The organism is Collinsella sp. CLA-JM-H32B, from assembly GCF_040098065.1.
In the GTDB taxonomy this organism is placed as follows: Bacteria; Actinomycetota; Coriobacteriia; order Coriobacteriales; family Coriobacteriaceae; genus Collinsella.
The window spans coordinates 94,305-113,701 of the sequence record NZ_JBBNNA010000005.1 but is presented as its reverse complement, the minus strand read 5'-3'; the positions used below and the strand labels follow the sequence as shown (position 1 = coordinate 113,701).

Here is a 19,397-nt window from a genome sequence, read left to right as displayed (position 1 = left end):
AACCATGTCAACTGAACCTGGTTCAGTTTGGTTGATTTCCGATCTCAGCCGAACACATTGAGCGGAAAGGCCGTTCCCGCAGTCAGTCGAACGTCCCCGGGGCCCTTCTCAGGCCCCGGGGACGGCATTTTCCCAGTTGAAGGAACGGTGGAGATGTGTTTCGATGGGTCAGATTCGTGTCGTTCCGAAAAGACCGTGAACCTTTTGTGGGACACGCGGCGCCGTGGTACCATAGCCGAGTTTGTTGTCTTGGTCGGAAACCAAGACGCCTTATGCGCTGATCGGTAACCAGCGCCTGACCAATAAGGAGTCCTACCATGAAGCAGGGTATCCATCCCCAGTATGTCGAGTGCACGGTGACGTGCTCCTGCGGCAACACCTTCAAGACGCACGCTACCGTGTCCGAGATGAAGGTCGAGCTTTGCAACGAGTGCCACCCGTTCTACACCGGCCAGCAGAAGTTCGTCGACACCGGTGGACGCGTCCAGCGCTTCGCCGACAAGTTCGGTGGCGCCGCTGCCGCCCAGCTCAAGAAGGCTGAGGAGGCCAAGGCTGCCAAGGCCGCCAAGGCTGCTGAGGCCGAGGCCGCTCGCAAGGCTGCCGCTGAGGCTAAGGCTGCCGAGAAGGCTAAGCGTGCCGCTAAGTTCGCCGAGGAGGCTGCCAAGCAGGCCGCCGAGGCTCCCGCAGAGGCTCCCGTTGAGGAGGCCGCTGCCGAGGCCGAGACCACCGAGGCTGCTGAGTAAATAGCTCGCCGCGGAATCGCTCGCATTCATGGCTAAAGGGCCGCGTATCCATTTGGGTACGCGGCCCTTTTCTTTTATTGGTGCAAACGAGCCTGCCCCCATTGCACCAGATTGGTGCGAAGGGGACGGGTTAGCTTGCGCCAAATTGCAGAGTGGCAGCGTTTTCCCAGATAAAACCTGCCAAAATAAACCTGTCCCTTTTTGGCAGGTTGGTCGTAGTTATTACGTGGCGGTCGAGGTCGACCGTATAGGCCGCGCCTTGTTTGGCTAAAGTACATTTATCTGTGTTTAACTCGCCCAAGGCTGCATGGCGTGGGCGATGGCCAAAAAGGAAAACCACATGGGATTCATGTCAAAGCTGCTGTCCTTTGGATCCGATAAGGACCTTAAGCGCTACTACAAGATCGTCGACCAGATCAACGGTCTTGAGCCCCAGTTTGAGAAGATGACCGAGGAGGAACTCCGCGCCCAGACCGATAAGTTCCGTGAGCGTTACGCCAACGGCGAGTCGCTCGACGACATGCTCCCCGAGGCTTTTGCCACCGTGCGTGAGGCTTCCAAGCGCATCACGGGCATGCGTCACTTTGATGTACAGCTCATCGGCGCCATGGCGCTGCACGAGGGGCATATCGCCGAGATGAAGACCGGCGAAGGCAAGACCCTGGTCTCCACGCTGGCCGGCTACCTCAACGCTATTGCTGGCAAGGGCGTACACGTCGTTACCGTCAACGATTACCTGGCAAAGCGCGACTCCGAGTGGATGGGCCGCATCTACAAGTACCTGGGAATGACCGTCGGTCTGCTCCAGAACAACATGCCGCTCGAGCTTAAGCGCCCGGCCTACCAGGCCGATGTCACCTATGGCACCAACTCCGAGTTCGGTTTCGATTACCTGCGCGACAACATGGTCACCCGCCCCGAGCAGCGCGTGCAGCGCGGTCACCATTACGCCATCGTCGACGAGGTCGACTCCATCTTGATCGATGAGGCCAGAACGCCGCTCATTATCTCGGGCGCCGGTACCAAGTCCGCCAGCACCTACAAGGACTTCGCGCGTGCCGTGCGCGGCCTTGAGCGCGGCGAGGACGTGTCGCACGACATGCTCACCGCCACCGAGGACGTCGAGCCCACGGGCGACTACGTCATGGACGAGGCCAAGCACACCATCGCCGCCACCGAGCGCGGCCTTAAGAAGATTGAGCGCCGCCTGGGTATCGATGACATCTATGCCGATCTCTCCGGCCAGCTGGTCAACCACCTGCAGCAGGCGCTGAAGGCCCAGTACATGTTCCACCGCGACAAGCAGTACGTGGTCACTAATGGCGAGGTCAAGATCGTCGACGAGTTCACTGGTCGCATCATGGAAGGCCGCCGCTATTCCGAGGGCTTGCACCAGGCCATCGAGGCCAAAGAGGGCGTGCTCGTGCGCGAGGAGAACCAGACGCTGGCCACCATCACCCTTCAGAACTACTTCCGTCTCTATGACAAGCTCTCCGGCATGACCGGTACGGCACTCACCGAGGACGCCGAGTTCCGTGAGATTTATAAACTGCCCGTCGAGGTCATCCCCCCCAACAAGCCCGTGCAGCGTGTTGACCACGAGGACCTGGTGTACCGCACCGTCCAGGCCAAGTACAACGCCGTTGCCGACGACGTCGAGCGACGTCACGCCAAGGGCCAACCGGTCCTGGTGGGCACCGTCTCCATCGAAAGCTCCGAGAAGCTGTCGGCCGCCCTTACCAAGCGCGGCATCGCGCACGAGGTCCTCAACGCTAAGCATCACGAGCGCGAGGCTCATATCGTTGCCCAGGCCGGACGCTACGGTGCCGTGACCATCGCTACTAACATGGCCGGTCGTGGTACCGACATCCTGCTGGGCGGCAACCCCGACGAGCTGGTGCGCGAGCGCCTTGAGTACGAGGGCCTGACCATGGAGGACGTGACGCCCGAGCAGCTCGAGCAGTTTAACGCCGAGGCCAAGGAGACCTGCAAGGCCGAGCGCGAGCGCGTGCTTGCCGCCGGCGGCCTGACCGTCATCGGCACCGAGCGCCATGAGTCCCGTCGTATCGACAACCAGCTGCGCGGCCGCTCCGGTCGTCAGGGCGATCCGGGCGAGACTCAGTTCTACCTGTCGCTCGAGGACGACCTCATGCGCCTGTTCGGCGGCGACAAGATGGACCGCGTCTCCAAGATGATGGTCACGGCTGACATGGGCGACGACATGCCCATCCAGCACAAGATCATCTCCAAGGCCGTCGAGAGCGCCCAGCACAAGGTCGAGAGCATCAACTTCTCCATGCGTAAGAGCGTCCTCGAGTACGATGACGTCATGAACAAGCAGCGCCAGGTCATCTACGCCGAGCGTAACAAGATTCTGGATGGCAAGGACCTGACCGACCACATCACCGAGGTCATGCACGACACCGTGTACCGCTGCGTGCAGGAGTTCTGCACCAAGGACAGCCACGATGGCGAGCGCGATCTCGAGGGCCTGCGCAAGTGGGTCGTGGAGCTGACCGGGCATATCGATACGCCCAAGTTCCCCGACGAGGATTACGAGGCCCTGGCTGCCGATGTCCTGGCCTACGTTGAGAAGTGCTACAACATGAAGGCCGAGCGTCTGGGTGAGGACCTCATGCGCGAGCTCAACACCCAGGTCATGCTGCGCGTCATCGATACCCGCTGGATGAACTACCTGCAGGAGATGGATTACCTCAAGACCGGTATCGGACTGCGCGGCTTTGGTCAGCGCGACCCGCTGGTCGAGTACAAGACCGAGGCCTACGGCGCGTTCCAGATGCTCGTCGACACCATGTACGAGGATTACCTGCGCACCGTCCTGCGCATCGAGATCAAGGCTGCCCCGCACGCCGTGGAGCACAAAGAGGACCCCGCGCTCGAGGGTGCGCACTTCTCCGGCCCCGCCGATGTCGATGGCGACAACGGCAACTCGGTGCTGCGCAAACAGGCACAGGTGCAGGCTCGTACGGCCGTCCAGGGAGGCCCGGCTGCTGTCAACAACGGCGGCAAGGTGACCACCTACCGCAAGGACGAGAGCGACGACCCGTACGTCAACGTTGGCCGCAATGACCTTTGCCCCTGCGGCAGCGGCAAGAAGTTCAAGTACTGCCACGGCAGGAATCGTTAATGGCCGAGGCTTTAGAGGTAACGCCCGCCGAGCTGGACGCGTTTGCGGACCGGCTCGGCGAGGTCGAGTCGTATCTTCATTTGGATGAGAAGCGCACCCGCGTGACCGAGCTCGAGGCCAAAAGCGTGGCCCCCGGCTTTTGGGATGACGCCGACGCCGCTCGCGCCACCATGGAGGAGATCGCTCGCGCCAAGGAAGATATCGCTGCCGTGGATACCGCGCGCGGCGAGCTATCTGACGCCCGCGCGGCGCTGGAGCTTGCCGAGGAGATGGGCGACGACCCCGATGCCGCCGCATTGCGCGAGGAGGCTGCCACTACGGCAGAACGCCTGGCCCGTGCTATCGACGAGCTCGAGCTTTCGAGCTGGTTTACCGGTGAGTTCGATCACGGCGACGCGATTGTGACCATCAAGCCCGGACAGGGTGGTCTGGAGGCGCAGGACTGGACCTTCATGCTCTTTAAGATGTACATGAAGTATTGCCAGCGCCGCGGCTGGAAGGTCACGATTAACGACTGCCCCGCTGCCGAGGTCATCGGCATTGATCGCGCGACCTTTACCGTCGAGGGCAAGGACGCGTTTGGCATGCTGCGTGCCGAGGCCGGTGTGCACCGCTTGGTGCGCATTAGCCCCACCGACGACAAGAAGCGCCGCCAGACCACTTTTGCCGGCGTCGAGGTCATCCCCGTGCTGCCTGACGATATCGACATCGAGATCAGTCTCGACGATATCCGCGTGGACGTGTATCACGCGAGCGGCCCGGGCGGCCAGGGCGTCAACACCACCGACTCCGCCGTACGCGTGACGCATTTTCCCAGCGGCATCGTTGTCACTTGCCAAAACGAGCGCAGCCAGATTCAAAACAAGGCCGCGTGCATGCAGATTCTCAAGGCCCGTCTGTACGAGATCGAGCTTGAGAAGCGCGCCGAGGCGCTCGACGAGATTCGTGGACCCAAGACCACGATCGGGTTTGGTAACCAGATTCGCAGCTACGTGCTCTACCCGTACCAGATGGTCAAGGACCTGCGTACGGGCGTGGAGACCAGCAACGTCGAGGCCGTTCTCGACGATGGCGATCTGGATCCGTTTGTGATCGGCTACCATCGCTGGGCAACCGGCAACGCCGATGCGGAAGGCTCGGACGCCTAGGCACATGGTTGGCTCCGGGTCGATGCAAACACTTCGCAGGGGTGGTATTTGCTCGGTGAATCGGTAGAATCGAATACAGCAAGAAGTTCAAAGCGCACTCGTTTGGGTGCGCTTTTTTGAGGGAGGCAGCATGGCATATCGTCTGGACATCAAGCGCATTCTTTCGCTGAACTTCTTTCACGATCTGCCCAAGATTATGCTGGGCTGCGCTCTGGCCGCTATCGCGACGGATCTATTTTTGATCCCCAACGGCCTTGCCGCCGGCGGCGTTACGGGTCTCGCCACGATTATCCAGGCGGTCGGCGCCTCGCATGGCATCTCGCTGCCTGTCGGTATTCAAACCATCGTGATGAATGCCTTGCTGCTGCTGGTGGTTATGCGTGCGGGCGGTATGTTCTACGTAGTGCAGACGGCGACGGGCTTTGTGCTGTTGGGCTTTTTCACCGACCTGTTCGCTCCGTTCGTGGCGCCGCTGGCACATGCCGATCTGATGCTGCCCGCCATGTGGGGCGGTATTATCACGGGCATCGGCTACGGCATGGTGTTGCGCGCCGGTGCCAACACTGGCGGCTCCGACACCATCGGTCAGATTATCTCGCGCAATACGTCGCTACCGGTGGGCTCCACCGTCATGGCGATCGACGTTGCCGTGTGCGCGCTGTCGGCCCCGGTCTTCTCGGTCGAAAACGCGCTGTATGCGGGTCTTTCGATGGTCATTAGCGGCTATGTGATCGATGCTGTGGTCGATGGTGGCAACAGGCGCCGTATGGTGCTCATCATCTCGGACAAGTTTCCCGATATCGCGGCCGACATCATGTATGGCCTGGGCCGCGGCTGCACCAAGTTTAAGGCGACCGGTATGTACTCGGGCGCCGAGAAGCCGGTGATCATGGTCATCGTGAGCCGTCGCGAGCTCAATACGCTCAAGACGATCGTGCGCGAGCGCGACCCGCGCGCCATCGTGACCGTGGCCGACGTTACGGAAACTTTCGGTGAGGGCTTCAAGGACATTAACGCGTAGGGCCGACTGCGTTCCGTCCAAAAGACGTTCACATTGATAAACCGTTTCATCAGCGGTTCTGCCTGCTCAATTGTTCAAATAGTGATAAATACTCTGGTAAAGCTTCCAGTTTCCAGCATAATGAATGGCGTACGTGCATCGCGGCTGGGTTGGGACGACCTTCTGTGCCGTGCGCATCTTGTCTAAAGAGGATGAAAGGAAGGCACAATGAGCGACGAAGAGCTCAAAAAGGTTGCCAACGAGGTAAGGAAGGGCATCGTCACCGGCGTGCACGCTGCCAAGTCCGGCCATCCGGGCGGTTCGCTCGGCGCTGCCGACATCATGACCTATCTGTACTTTGAGGAAATGAACGTCGACCCGGCCGACCCCCGCAAGGCCGACCGCGATCGCTTCGTGCTTTCCAAGGGTCACTGCGCGCCTGGACTGTACGCCGTGCTCGCTGAGCGCGGATTCTTCCCCAAGGAGGATCTCGAGACGCTGCGCCACATCGGCAGCCACCTGCAGGGTCATCCCAACATGAACGACACCCCGGGCGTTGACATGTCCACCGGTTCGCTCGGCCAGGGCATCTCCGCCGCTGTGGGCATGGCCGTTGCCGCCAAACACTGGGGCGACGACTATCGCACCTACGCCCTGCTGGGCGATGGCGAGAGCGAGGAGGGCCAGGTCTGGGAGGCCGCCATGTTTGCCGGCAACCAGCAGCTCGATAACCTCTGCGTGATCGTCGACCACAACGGCCTGCAGATCGACGGCCCCGTCGAGGAGGTCAACGACCCCATGCCGCTCGCCGACAAGTTCCGCGCCTTTAAGTTCCACGTGGTGGAGCTCGCTGACGGCAACGACTTCGATCAGATTCGCGCCGCTTTTGCCGAGGCCCGCGCTACCAAGGGTCAGCCGACCGCCATTATCGCCGAGACCACGAAGGGCAAGGGCGTCTCCTTTATGGAGAACCAGGTGGGTTGGCACGGTAAGGCCCCCAACGATGAACAGTTTGAGCAGGCCATGGCAGAGCTCACGGCCGCCGGAGAGGAGCTCTAGGATGGCAGACGTCAAGAAAATCGCCACGCGCGTAAGCTACGGCGAGGCCCTCGTCGAGCTCGCCAACGAGCACGATGACTTTGTGGTCCTCGACGCCGACCTGGCCGCCGCCACGCAGACCGGCAAGTTCAAGGCGGCCTGCCCCGACCGCTTCTTCGATGTGGGCATCGCCGAGAGCAACCTGATGGGTGTTGCTGCCGGTATCGCGACCACCGGCCGCGTTGCCTTCGCGAGCAGCTTTGCCATGTTCGCTGCTGGCCGCGCCTTTGAGCAGGTCCGCAACTCCATCGGCTATCCGCACCTTAACGTTAAGATCGGTGCCACGCACGCCGGTATCTCGGTGGGCGAGGATGGCGCCACGCACCAGTGCTGCGAGGATATCGCCCTCATGCGCGTTATCCCCGGCATGACCGTGATTGTTCCCGCCGACGACGTCGAGGCCCGCGCCGTGACGCGTGCCGCATACGAGTGCGACGGCCCCGTGTACATGCGCTTCGCCCGTCTGGCCTCGCCGGTTATCAACGACCCCGAGACCTACAAGTTCGAGGTGGGCAAGGGTATCGTCATGCGCGAGGGCACCGACGTCACTATCATCGCCTGCGGCCTGATGGTCGGCGAGGCCCTCGAGGCCGCCGAGCAGCTCGCTGCCGAGGGCATCGATGCCGAGGTCATCAACATGCACACCATCAAGCCCATCGACGCCGACCTGATCGTCAAGAGCGCCACCAAGACCGGCCACGTCGTGACCGTCGAGGAGCACTCCGTGATCGGTGGCCTTGGCAGCGCCGTCGCCGACGTCCTGTGCGAGCAGTGCCCGACGCCGCTTAAAAAGATTGGCGTCAACGACACCTTCGGCGAGTCCGGCCCGGGTGCCGAGCTCCTGCACAAGTACGGCCTGGACGCCGCCAACATCGTGGCGACCACCAAGGAGTTCTTGGCCTAAGGCATTTTGCTTTGGCCTTACCTTGAGAGTGGCCGTTCCCGCATTGGCAATAAATAAGCCGGGGTGCCTTCTGTGTGGGGGCACCCCGGCTTTTTGTTTAGGGAGAGGCGGGAAAGAAGCTAGAGAGGTTTTACGGTCGGGGCCAGGGTGCCGGCAAAGATGTCATCTGCCTTGAAGAGCGTTTTGGATTCCGGCGCGTCTGCTGCTTTCATTTCGGAGACGATGGTATCGAATGAGACGGCTCCCAAGGACTGTAAGTCGAGGGTCTCGCGGGCGGCATCATCAGAGCAGATGCTCGAGCTCGATGAGAATTTGGAAAGATGAGCCGTCGCGGCGTCGTAGGCCCAGCGACGAATCCAAATCTCGACATAGTGACCGCTGCCAAGGTTGATGTCCTTTACCAACGAGCCGCTGACATCGCCACCAACCTGTGCTTCGTGGTCGTATCCGGTGAGACTGCCGATGTACTTATCTGGATAGGCGGTCGAATATAAGCATATCGAATCCCCGTCGACCTTCGCCGTGACCCTGCCGTCCCAGTACTCGGGCAGGTCGACGCTGAAGGTTTGGGCCTCGATGTGGCGTGCGGCGGCTTTGCGCTGTTCCTCGGCCTGGCGCGCCGCTTCCTCTTCGGCGGCTTTCTTGGCGGCGACGGCGGTGTCGCGGCGGTTCGTTGCGGCGTGTTGCAGCGCATCGACGTTGGGCGCGTCCTTGCCCTTGTATGCCATGGCGAGCGTCACGGCGTCGTTGATCTCGTCGTCCGTCACGTCGACAGCATCGATGGGCGTAAAGTCCAAAACCGAATCCTGCTCGGCGAGTTCTGCCAAGTCGATCTTCTCGCCCTTAGCAAAAGCGTTGTCGATCGTGAGCTCGGCCTTTGTGCAAGGCACCTGGTAGATGGTGCCATCGGCGGCGATGGGGGAGCCTGCCGCCTTGAGCGTGTACTTGCCCTGGATAAGCTTGATGCCCGAGCCGTCAGAAGCGACATATTCGACCTTGTCGACCTTCTTTCCGTCGACCGTCTTGCCCTTTACACGCACCGGCACACGCGAGGCGCCGTTATCGGTGTCCCACCCTTCAGCCTTTACGCTCACCACGAGCGCATGCTTGGAATGCGCCGACTCATATTGCTCCTGCTCCTGGATATGCTGCTGATACAGGTGATACGCCAGCCCGCCGCCCCCGCCAACAACAAGTATTGCTGTGAAGACGATGGCGATCACGACGCCTTTCTTAGGCTTCTTGCTGGGAGCGGGCGAGTCCACGGGTGCCGGCGCAACCGCAGGCTCGGCTACGGGCATAGTCTGTGTCCCGTCAAGCGCGGCCCCGCATCCCACGCAAAACCGAGCCTCATCAGCAAGTTCAGCACCACAATAAGGACAAACCATATCAACCTCCAGCAAGCCGAGAACCATCCATCTAACTCAACTGTAAAGCGATATCCCCAACCAAAGTTGCGCAACAATGACCCCCAATATTAGTTGCGGTGAAATAGGGACTGATGAGGGCTTTTAACTGCTAAAACAGTCCCTATTTCACCGCAACTTCTAAAGAGGCCCTATCAAGCAGGATTTCTATTGGGATAAGGGCCCAGCACAACAAAGTGCAAATCAGCTTGACGCTCCTAACGGTAGCGTCGGCGTAAGCCTCTGGGTGGGGCACGCTTTGAAAACAATCCGCAGCGCGGAACCCGCTTATCTGGAGCTCCGCAGGAGCAAGATAAGTGGGTTCCATGCGCGAGGACGTTTTCAAAGCGTGCCCCACCCAGAGGCTGGTGGGAGCCGCAAAACCGTGCGTCTTATGTGCAGCAAAGGCAATCCTGCTAAAATACAAAGCGCTCATGTAGTTTAAACGCACGACGATAAGGAGCACCAGTGGGTAACCACTTCCGTACCTCCGGTGCGGGCGATGAAGCCCCCAAGACGCAGCCGAGCGTCGCGGGCAGTCGTTTCGCCACTCCGGATTCAGAGGATCAGCTGTTTAGCCCGATCCCCGCACAGCCGGCAGATCAGGCACAGCCGGCGGCAGATCCCTTTGCCTACAACCCCAACAACGATGTTGCGCTTTCCGGCACGGCTGGCTTTGAGCCCGTTCAGACGGTGACCGCTCGCGTGGCTCAGCCTCAGATGAGCGCCGCCACGCCGCAGCCCACCATAGCCGGCATCCCCGATCCCATGGCCCCTGCGGCTCCCGCGCCGCAGCCCGCGCAGTCCGGTCTTTTTGCCGGCATTCCCGACCCCACGCAGCCTGCGGCTCCCGTGGTCGAGCGCGATCAGGCCGCCGAGGTCGCAAGCCTCGACAACGCGCTCAACAACCCCGACTTCACGTCGGTGTTTGCGCCCATCGACCCGCAGGCCAGCCGCAAAAAGATGGCCAAGCAGGCCGGTGTCGAGCCCGTCATCCTTATGGAGCACGTCACCAAGATCTATCCGGCGCAGCCCAACAAGCCTGCACTCGACGACATCAACATCGAGATCTATCCGGGCGAGTTCGTCTTTTTGGTCGGTCACTCCGGCTCGGGTAAGACCACGCTGCTGTCGACGCTCAACCGCGACGTCAAGCCCACAAGCGGTCGCATTTTGGTCGCCGGCCAGGATCTCATGAAGATCAAGAACCGCAAGGTTCCGTTCCTGCGTCGTCAGATTGGCGCCGTGTTCCAGGACTTTAAGCTCCTGCCGCAAAAGACCGCCTACGAAAACGTGGCGTTTGCTTTACAGTGCATCGGCAAGCCCAAGGGCGTCATTCGCAGCCAGGTGCCCGAGGTGCTGCGTCTGGTCGGTCTGGCCGACCAGATGGACTCGCTGCCCGATCAGCTTTCCGGTGGCGAGCAGCAGCGCGTGGCCGTTGCCCGCGCTATGGTCAACCGCCCGCCGCTGCTGATTTGCGACGAGCCCACGGGCAACCTCGACCCGGCGATTTCGCTGGGCATCATGAAGCTGCTCGAGCGCATTAACCGCACCGGTACCACCGTGATCGTCGCTACGCACGACCGCGAGATGGTCGATAGCATGCACCGTCGCGTGATCGCCCTCGAGGGCGGCCACGTAATCCGCGACCAGGAGAGGGGAGGTTACGGCAACTATGGCACCAACTAACGTGGGCTACTCGCTCAAAGAGGCAATCAGCCACTTCTTCCGTAACTGGACCACCTCGCTCGGCGCCGTCATCACGATTTTCCTTTCGCTGTTTATCATCGGCCTGTTCATTATGGGTTCCGCGATGCTGAACTCCGTGATCGGCACCGTCGAGGATCAGGTCGTCATCAACGCCTTTATTAGCGATGACGCCGACCAGGCAGATGTTCAGGCCTTTGAGGCCGAGCTCAAGACGTGGAGCAACGTCAAGTCCGTGACGTACAAGGACAAGGACGACGCGCTGGCCGAGTACACGAGCAAGATGTCGGGTAACGCCGACGCTACCATGAGCGCGCTCGACGGTCAGAACCCGCTGCCGGCTTCGTTTGCCATCGAGATGGACGATCCGTCCATGGTCGAGAGCACGGCCCAGAAGCTCAAGAAGAACGCCGATTTTCAGAAGATCGCGGACGACGGCGACGTTAACGCGAGCGTTCTGTACGGCCAGGAGGAAGTGAGCCGCCTGTTCCAGGTGACGAACTACATCCGTATCGCCGCTGTGGTGCTCGTCGGCCTGCTGACCTTTATCGCGTTCATTTTCATTAACAACACGATTCGCCTGTCCATTACGGCGCGTCGTCGTGAGATCGCGATCATGCGCCTGGTGGGCGCAAGCAACGGCTTCATTCGCGGGCCGTTCATTACCGAAGGCGTGCTGCAGGCCATTTTGGGCTCGCTGCTTTCCATCGGCGTGCTGGAGCTGCTGCGTAACCTGATGGTTCCGCGTCTGCAGGAGAGCATCGGCTGGATGTCGTTTGCGCTGCCGATGCAGTACTACCTGGTGACCTACGCCGCGCTGATTTTGGTCGGCGTCATTATCGGTCTCTTTGGTTCCGCCATCGCCATGCGCCGCTATCTGCGCGTGTAAGCGTGCTTGGAATTCGTTCCTTCAACGGGTCGTCTCTTTTGGGGCGGCCCGTTTTTTGATCCCTAGGGGACGGTGGAATACGGATCATCGTGGCGCTGGTCTATCTATGCGATCCGCAATCCTGCCGTCCCCTAGGGATCATTTGGGTAGACTCTTGGGGTGTAAACGGCCATCGATAGTAAGGAGGCGCCATGGGGCGCAATAACAAGCATAAGCGTGGAGCACGCAATAAGCGCGGGCCGGTGCGCAGCGAGCGTCGCCCGAGTCTGACCGGACGCGTGCAGCTCCATGAGCATAGCGCCTACGTTGTAACCGAAAACGGCGACTACAAGGTCATGGGCCGCGGCAAGCGCGAGATTATGGACGGCGATACCGTTGCCGTGAGCATTAAGAACAGCCCGCATGGCGAGCGACGCGCCGTAATCGAGGGCGTCGTCGAGCGTGCGGCCATTAGTGTGGTGGGCACGTACCAGACCGCCGGCCCGCTCGGGGTGATCGAGCCGCTTGATTCTCGACTTAAGGCCGATTTCTTTATTCTGCCGGAGGACACCTCGGCGGAGCGCTTGGGCGTTCATCCGGGTGATGCGGTCGTCGCGCGCATTCTGACATATCCGACGCGCCTGGAATCGGGCACCGTGACGATTGAGCGCCGTATTGGCGGCGATGATGCGCCCGATTTGGGCGTTCAGTATGTGATGGCGCGCTATGGCTATACCGATACGTATCCCGAGGCCGCGCTAACCGAGGCCGAGGCACTTTCGCTCGATGTGGCCTCGGCACTCAAGGACCCGCTCCGCCGAGACCTGCGCGACCGCTTTGTCATTACGGTTGACCCGGTCGACGCGCGCGACTTTGACGATGCCATCTCGCTGGAGCGCACGCCCGAGGGTGGCTACAAGCTGGGTGTCCATATTGCCGACGTTTCGCACTATGTTGCCTGGGACGGACATATCGATCTGGAAGCCCGCCATCGCACGACGTCGGTGTATCTTGCCGATCGCGTGCTGCCCATGTTGCCCGAGCGCCTGTCGAACGATTTGTGCTCGCTGCGTCCCGACGAGGACCGTTTGGCGTTTACCGTCGACATTGAGCTCGACGCGCAGGGTCGCGTGCGCCATTACGATCCCTATCCCAGCGTGATCCGCTCGCGCGTGCGCATGGACTACGACGGCGCCGAGGCGCTGCTGGTACGTGCCGGTGCGGTGGAGTATTCGGTGCTGGAGGGTGCCGCCGAGGATGTTGCCGCGGTTGAAGCCTCGCGCGAGGAAGCGCTTGAGCGCGGGCTTGCGTGCGAGGAAACCGCTCGCGGCTATAACGTCGACTTGGGGGATTTCCTCGTAGCTGCCAACGAGCTCGCCGAGCTTCGCCGTCGTATTCGTCGCGCACGCGGTTCGGTCGACTTTGATACGGCCGAGATCCGTGCACTGCTGGACGAGAACGGCGTGCCCGTGCGGATCGTGGCGCGCGAGCGCTCGTGTGCCACGTCGCTGATTGAGGAAGCCATGCTGCTGGCCAACGAGTGCGTGGCGGAGTGGCTGGCCGACCGCGATATCGAGGCCTGCTATCGCGTGCACGACGATCCCAGTCCCGACAGCCTGCACGGCGCCGCCGTGGCGCTGGCACAGCTGGGCATCATCGATGACCGTCGCGCGGCAGGCATTGCTCTGGGAAGCCCCGACGAGCTGCAGGCGGCGGTTGATGCCGCAGCCGGTACGGCCAACGCGCCGCTCGTCAACACGTTGCTGCTGCGCAGCATGCAGCGCGCACTGTACAAGCCGCGCAACGAGGGCCACTTCGCACTTGCCGCGCCGTGCTACTGTCACTTTACGAGTCCCATCCGTCGCTATCCCGACCTGGTGGTGCACCGCGTACTCAAGCTGCAGTTGGCCTATGAGCAGCTCGGCGGCAAGGACGCCTTGGTACGTACGCCGCGGCTGATCGGTAAGGGTCGCGAGTCCCTGCCGCGCATCCTGCCGCAAATCTGCCGCGCGTGCAGCGATGCCGAGCGTGCGGCCGACGCCGCCAGCCATGCGACGCAAAAGATCAAGATCGCCCAGTACTACGAGGACCGCCTGGGCGAGCGCTACGCCGGAACGATCTCGTGGGTCAGCAGCATGGGCCTCTTTGTGCGCCTGGATCTGACACAGGTTGAGGGTTTGGTTTCGATCAAGAGTCTGGGCAACGAGTGGTTCGAGTTTGATGAGGACGCGCTCACGCTCACGGGCGCCGACACGGGGACTCGCTATGAGCTGGGGCAGCGTGTGATCATCGAGGTCTCGCGCGTCAACACCACGCGCGGGCACTTGGATTTCAGGCTTATTCATTAGCCGGAATTTGGTGATTGATAGAGAACGGGGCGGTCTTTTGGGGCCGCCTTTTTTGTGGCGCATCAATCGCCTTGCCGCTCGCGCGCTTGCGTCTTCCGCCTGCTATAGGGGAGATAAAACCTACCAAAATAAACCTGTTCCTTTTTGGGAGGTTTTCGAGAGAGCGGGGATGAGATGACAACGGTGTACGGGTATGCGCGGGTGAGCTCGCGTGATCAAAATCTGAATCGGCAGCTGGATGCGCTGGGCGCCTATGGCGTGGAACCGGCGAATATCTTTGCCGATCGTGCGAGCGGCAAAGACTTCGATCGGCCGCGGTATCGCGAGCTGCTGTGCGCGTTGGATTCCGGTGATGTGCTGGTGGTACTTTCCATTGATCGGCTGGGCCGTAACTACAGTGAGATCCTCGAGGAATGGCGGTGCATAACCAAAGAGCTCGGCGCCGCCATCGTGGTGCTGGACATGCCATTGCTCGACACGCGCGCCAGAGACTGTGGCGGGTCGGACGTGACGAGTGCGTTGATTGCCGATATTGTTTTGCAGCTGCTGAGCTATGTGGCGCAGGTGGAGCGCGAGAACATTCACCGGCGCCAAGCCGAGGGCATTGCGGCGGCGCGAGCGCGCGGCGTGCGTTTTGGCCGGCCCCGCAAGCCCTGTCCCCCGCAATTCGAGCTGGTGCGCGATACCTACGAGGCGGGTGATATCACGCGGAGTCAGGCGGCAAAGCGGCTAGGCGTGTGCGTGGGAACGTTCGATCGCTGGATGCGCGAGATGGAGTAGGGGCGCCACGGTCCTTTGGCGCCCCGATTCGAACATTTTGGATTTCGCTACGGCGACAACTGCATTTGGGGGTACACTCGCTGCTGCTCAAAAAATGACGGAGGTTAGCCCTTGGCGCGTGTGAAGCACATAGTCGGATGGATTTCGGTTGTCCTGCTGGTCGTGACGCTGGCAAGTATTTGGATGCTGACGGAGCAAAACGTGGAGCAGACGTCGTCGCTCAGCGAGTCCACTGCGCGCGCGGTGGAAGGACAAAGCGTCAGCGTGCAGTCCGAGACTGCGGGGGAGACCCAGGCGGGAAATGCCGTCGGGGGCGCGGGCTCAACGACTGCCACCGTTCATCCCGACCCGCTTGCGCCCGTTCGTCTGTGGATGGGTGCCAACATTCGTCGCGTCGCACATACCGTTGAGTTCTTCTTTGTAGGACTGTTTGCTTCGGCGACAGTGGCATGCCTGGGCGAGTGCCTGCCGTGCGCGCGATTCCGGTACGTATTCGCTCTGCTCTTTTGCGCCGTCTGCTCTGTCGGTGACCAAGTGCACAAGATCTTTGTTCCTGGTCGTCATTTCGACATGATCGACCTGGGTTTCGATGCCGCGGGTTACGTTGTCGCCATGCTGTTGGTGCTGTTGGCCGCCGCGCTGGTTCAGCGCGCGACCTGTCCCATTGGCGCCCATGCGAGACGCCGTTAACAACCCTGTTACAAATGATGCGACCTCGATGAATCATTTTGTGTCGCGCGTATTTCCGAGCGGTCGGATTTGAGGGACGAGCGGTAGAACGCTCGCCCTTTGTGCGCCACGATGCGGCACAATGTACCGCAAAAGCTGTTTGTATCCGGTACGAATCGTTCGTTGGTCTTTAATTCTACTCAACGGAGGTGTTTGAGATGGCAAACGGATTGCTTTTGCGGCTTCGCGAGCGTGAGCTCAGCGCGAGCCCGGCGGAACGCAATGTCATCGCATATGTAAGCGCTCATCCGCACGAGGTGGTCGGGCTGCCCGTCCGCGGTCTTGCCGATGTCACGTTCTCCTCGCCCTCGAGCATTTTGCGCTTTTGCAAGCGTTTGGGTTTTGCGGGCTACAAGGAGTTCCAGCGCGAACTGATTGCCGAGCTGGCGCTCTTAGGTGACAAGAAAGACGTAGCCCTCGAGGACATCTCCATGGATGACAGCGTCGAACGTATCGTGGGGAAGGTGATGAAAAGCAACGTGCGTACGATCGAGGCGACGGCGCGAACGCTCGATTACACCGTCTTGGAGCGGTGCGCGGCCCGTCTTAAGCGGGCACGCGCAGTCAATCTGTTCGGTATTGGTGCCTCTCGTTTGGTCGCGCACGATCTGGCGCAAAAGCTCATGCGTGTCGACAAAGAGTGCCATCTGTACGACGACTGGCATGATCAGCTCTTGTGTGCCAAGAACATGCATGAGGGCGATATGGCAATCGCCTTTAGCTACTCGGGCTTGACGCAAGAGGTGCTGGACTGCACCGCCGAGGCTCAACGTCACAACTGTCCCGTCGTGGCCGTTACCAAAGTAGATGGATCATCCAAGCTTGCCACCATGGCCGATGCCGTGCTCGGCGTCGCTGCGAGTGAACCCTTGGTCCGCAGCGGTGCCATGGCTTCGCGTATGGCCCAGCTTATGGTTGTCGATGCCCTGTATGCTGCTTACGTTGCCAACGACTACGAACGGGCGACGCATGTCATTAAGCAAAACTACATCGAGAAACAGGAAAGATGAGGTGAATGAAATGCTCGATTTAACAAAATTCACGACCGAACAGCGTAATCAAAGGTCAATGGACCTCGATACGATGACATCGCTGCAAATCGTCACGACGATGAACGATGAGGATCTTCGTGCCGTCCAGTCGGTCACGAAAGTGTTGCCCCAGGTTGCCGCAGCAATCGACTGGGCTGCCGAGGCGCTTGAGCGCGGCGGGCGCGTCTTTTACATGGGCGCAGGTACCAGCGGTCGTCTGGGCGTACTCGACGCTTCGGAGTGTCCGCCCACGTTTGGCGTGTCACCCGATCTGATTGTCGGGCTCATTGCCGGAGGCGAGACGGCGTTTATCAAGGCTGTCGAAGGTGCCGAAGACAGCGAGGAGCTTGGCGCGAACGACCTGCGAGAGCGTGGACTCTCGGACAAGGATCTTGTCGTTGGCCTGGCGGCAAGCGGTCGTACTCCTTATGTGGTGGGCGGCCTTGTGTACGCCAAGGCAACTGGGTGCAAGACCATTGCAATTGCCTGCAACCAAGGGTCGAAGATCGGGGAGAGCGCAGATCTTGCCATTGAGCCTGTGCCTGGTCCCGAGGTGCTGACCGGCTCAACGAGGCTCAAGGCGGGAACGGTTCAAAAGCTCATTCTCAACATGATTTCGACCGGTGCCATGGTCAAGATTGGCAAGGTGTACCAAAACCTGATGGTCGATGTGCAGCAGACGAACGAGAAGTTGGTGGTGCGCGGCCAGAACATCGTGATGGAGGCGACCGACTGCACGCGCGAGCGCGCTGTTCAGGCGCTTGCGGATGCCGGCGGCCACGTAAAAACCGCTATTGTCTCGGTGCTGTTGGACTGCGATGCCGAGCAGGCTGCGGTAGCTCTTGAACGGGCGCACGGCCATGTCCGTACTGCGGTGAGTGGCCATGAGAAGAGCAATGCCGATGTCCAATAGGTGCACGGCGTGAGCTGATATGACATCAAGAAGAGGTACCCAATACAAGGAGGAGTTATGACGAACAAAGAGCTGGCTCAAAAGCTGCTGGACCTTTTGGGCGGTAAAGACAACGTGCTCGCAAACGCGGCGTGCATGACGCGCCTGCGCGTGACCGTCAAAAACACGGGCAACGTCGACACGGAGGGTATTAAGGCGCTCGACGGCGTGATGGGCCTGGTTGAGGACGATACGATGCAGATCGTGCTGGGTCCGGGCAAGGTGAATAAGGTGCTCGAGGAGTTCTCCAAGCTCACCGGCCTCGCGAAAGGCGTTGCTGACGAGAGCGTGGTTGACGCTGCGGCCACAAACAAGGCCGCGCAGAAGGCCAAGTACGAGTCTAAGCCGGTTCAGGCCTTCCTCAAGAAGATTTCCAATGTCTTCGTCGCCCTGCTTCCCGGCATCATTGCGGCTGGCCTCATCAACGGTATCTGCAACGTCATTAACGTCTCGACGGCAGGCGCGCTTGCAGGCGAGTGGTGGTACCAGGGCATTCGTTCCATGGGCTGGGCCTTGTTTGCCTATCTACCCATCTTGGTGGGCTATAACGCGGCACGTGAGTTTGGTGGCTCCGCTGCGCTGGGCGGCATCGCCGGCATGATGTGTATCGCCAACAGTGCCATGCCCCTGCTTGCGCCTGGCGCGGCTGATCCTGCCACTGCCATTCTGCTGCCGCTCACCAGTGCGCAGTACAACCCCGCAGCGGGTGGCATGATCGCGGCTCTCATCGCTGGCGCATTTTTTGCCTGGATGGAGCGTCAGATTCGCAAGGTTATGCCCAACGCGCTCGATACGTTCCTGTCCCCGCTGCTGGTGCTCATCATCGGCGCCTTTGCTCTGATGCTCGTCATCCAGCCGGTTGGCGCATGGCTGACGACTGCTATCTTTAGCGTCCTCACCTTTATCTTCGAGAAGCTGGGCGTCCTGGGTGGCTATATCCTGTCGGCAGGCTTCTTGCCGCTGGTGTCCGTCGGCCTGCATCAGGCGCTCACGCCGATCCACGCTATGCTCAACGATCCCGACGGCGCTACCAAGGGCATCAATTACCTGCTGCCCATCCTTATGATGGCTGGCGGCGGCCAGGTCGGTGCCGGTTTGGCGCTGTACTTTAAGACCAAGAACGCCAAGCTCAAGAAGTACGTCGCCGAGTCCATCCCCGTTGGCATCCTGGGCGTGGGCGAGCCTCTGATGTATGCCGTTACGCTGCCGCTCGTTCGTCCGTTTGTGACGGCCTGCCTGGGTGCCGGATTTGGCGGCGCGCTTGCAGCACTGCTTCACATCGGCACGGTTTCCCAGGGTGTTTCCGGTCTGTTTGGCCTGTTGATCGTCGTTCCTGGTCAGCAGCTCGGCTACGTTGCCGCTATGCTGCTTGCTTATGCCGCCGGCTTTGTCCTGACGTGGTTCTTTGGCGTCGACGAGCAGAGGATCAACGAGTTCTTTGGCGAGTAGTTTGATATCGCGAGCCGTGTTGCTCAGGGCTCGCGGCGCGCGGAAGATTTCTTGATGCTATGGTTGTGCCGGCGGGGCTAACTGCT

15 protein-coding genes are annotated in these 19,397 nt (G+C 60.7%); 14 read left to right on the top strand and 1 reads right to left on the bottom strand.

Annotation, left to right across the window (positions count from 1 at the left end):
• Window positions 1-317 precede the first annotated feature (317 nt).
• From rpmE to AAA138_RS04875, 6 genes are all read left to right on the top strand, one after another.
• The gene (rpmE, locus tag AAA138_RS04900) at window positions 318-743 is read left to right on the top strand and encodes a 50S ribosomal protein L31 (protein WP_006235303.1); all 426 of its coding nucleotides are present in this window, start codon (window positions 318-320) and stop codon (window positions 741-743) included.
• A 340-nt stretch (window positions 744-1,083) separates the two neighbouring features.
• Window positions 1,084-3,891 carry a preprotein translocase subunit SecA gene (secA, locus tag AAA138_RS04895; protein ID WP_349089770.1) on the top strand — a complete coding sequence of 936 codons (2,808 nt, stop codon included), beginning with the start codon at window positions 1,084-1,086 and terminating at the stop codon, window positions 3,889-3,891.
• A complete protein-coding gene (gene prfB, locus AAA138_RS04890) occupies window positions 3,891-5,039 on the top strand; it encodes a peptide chain release factor 2 (RefSeq protein ID WP_349089769.1) in 1,149 nt (382 codons plus the stop codon). The genes secA and prfB overlap by 1 nt, the downstream gene beginning before the upstream one ends.
• 130 nt (window positions 5,040-5,169) lie before the next feature.
• Window positions 5,170-6,060 (top strand): YitT family protein, encoded by an 891-nt coding sequence (locus tag AAA138_RS04885; protein ID WP_349089768.1) that lies wholly within the window; start codon window positions 5,170-5,172, stop codon window positions 6,058-6,060.
• A 207-nt stretch (window positions 6,061-6,267) separates the two neighbouring features.
• On the top strand, window positions 6,268-7,098 hold the full coding sequence (locus AAA138_RS04880) for a transketolase (protein ID WP_099432020.1): 831 nt from the start codon (window positions 6,268-6,270) through the stop codon (window positions 7,096-7,098).
• 1 nt (window position 7,099) lies between these two features.
• Window positions 7,100-8,041 carry a transketolase family protein gene (locus AAA138_RS04875; protein ID WP_117735983.1) on the top strand — a complete coding sequence of 314 codons (942 nt, stop codon included), beginning with the start codon at window positions 7,100-7,102 and terminating at the stop codon, window positions 8,039-8,041.
• A 119-nt stretch (window positions 8,042-8,160) separates the two neighbouring features.
• On the opposite strand, the gene AAA138_RS04870 is transcribed toward AAA138_RS04875, so the two are convergent.
• Window positions 8,161-9,342: a hypothetical protein gene (locus AAA138_RS04870; protein WP_349089767.1), complete on the bottom strand. Its 1,182-nt coding sequence runs from the start codon at window positions 9,340-9,342 to the stop codon at window positions 8,161-8,163.
• Window positions 9,343-9,915: 573 nt separating this feature from the next.
• Between AAA138_RS04870 and ftsE the strand changes: the two genes are divergently transcribed.
• The 8 genes from ftsE (at window position 9,916) to AAA138_RS04830 (ending at window position 19,311) form a co-directional block, all read left to right on the top strand.
• On the top strand, window positions 9,916-11,136 hold the full coding sequence (gene ftsE / locus AAA138_RS04865) for a cell division ATP-binding protein FtsE (protein ID WP_349089766.1): 1,221 nt from the start codon (window positions 9,916-9,918) through the stop codon (window positions 11,134-11,136).
• On the top strand, window positions 11,123-12,043 hold the full coding sequence (gene ftsX / locus AAA138_RS04860; protein WP_343006266.1) for a permease-like cell division protein FtsX: 921 nt from the start codon (window positions 11,123-11,125) through the stop codon (window positions 12,041-12,043). Before ftsE ends, ftsX begins: the two co-directional genes overlap by 14 nt.
• Window positions 12,044-12,234: 191 nt before the next feature.
• Complete coding sequence (locus tag AAA138_RS04855) at window positions 12,235-14,370, top strand: RNB domain-containing ribonuclease (protein WP_349089765.1); 2,136 nt, start codon at window positions 12,235-12,237, stop codon at window positions 14,368-14,370.
• 174 nt (window positions 14,371-14,544) lie between these two features.
• On the top strand, window positions 14,545-15,150 hold the full coding sequence (locus AAA138_RS04850) for a recombinase family protein (RefSeq protein WP_349089764.1): 606 nt from the start codon (window positions 14,545-14,547) through the stop codon (window positions 15,148-15,150).
• A gap of 120 nt (window positions 15,151-15,270) precedes the next feature.
• Complete coding sequence (locus tag AAA138_RS04845; protein ID WP_349089773.1) at window positions 15,271-15,840, top strand: VanZ family protein; 570 nt, start codon at window positions 15,271-15,273, stop codon at window positions 15,838-15,840.
• Between the two features lie 197 nt (window positions 15,841-16,037).
• Window positions 16,038-16,889 carry a MurR/RpiR family transcriptional regulator gene (locus tag AAA138_RS04840; RefSeq protein ID WP_349089763.1) on the top strand — a complete coding sequence of 284 codons (852 nt, stop codon included), beginning with the start codon at window positions 16,038-16,040 and terminating at the stop codon, window positions 16,887-16,889.
• Between the two features lie 10 nt (window positions 16,890-16,899).
• Entirely contained in the window at window positions 16,900-17,823 is a 924-nt protein-coding gene (murQ, locus tag AAA138_RS04835) for an N-acetylmuramic acid 6-phosphate etherase (RefSeq protein WP_349089762.1), read from the top strand.
• Between the two features lie 57 nt (window positions 17,824-17,880).
• Entirely contained in the window at window positions 17,881-19,311 is a 1,431-nt protein-coding gene (locus AAA138_RS04830; protein WP_349089761.1) for a PTS transporter subunit EIIC, read from the top strand.
• The last annotated feature ends 86 nt before the right edge of the window (window positions 19,312-19,397 follow it).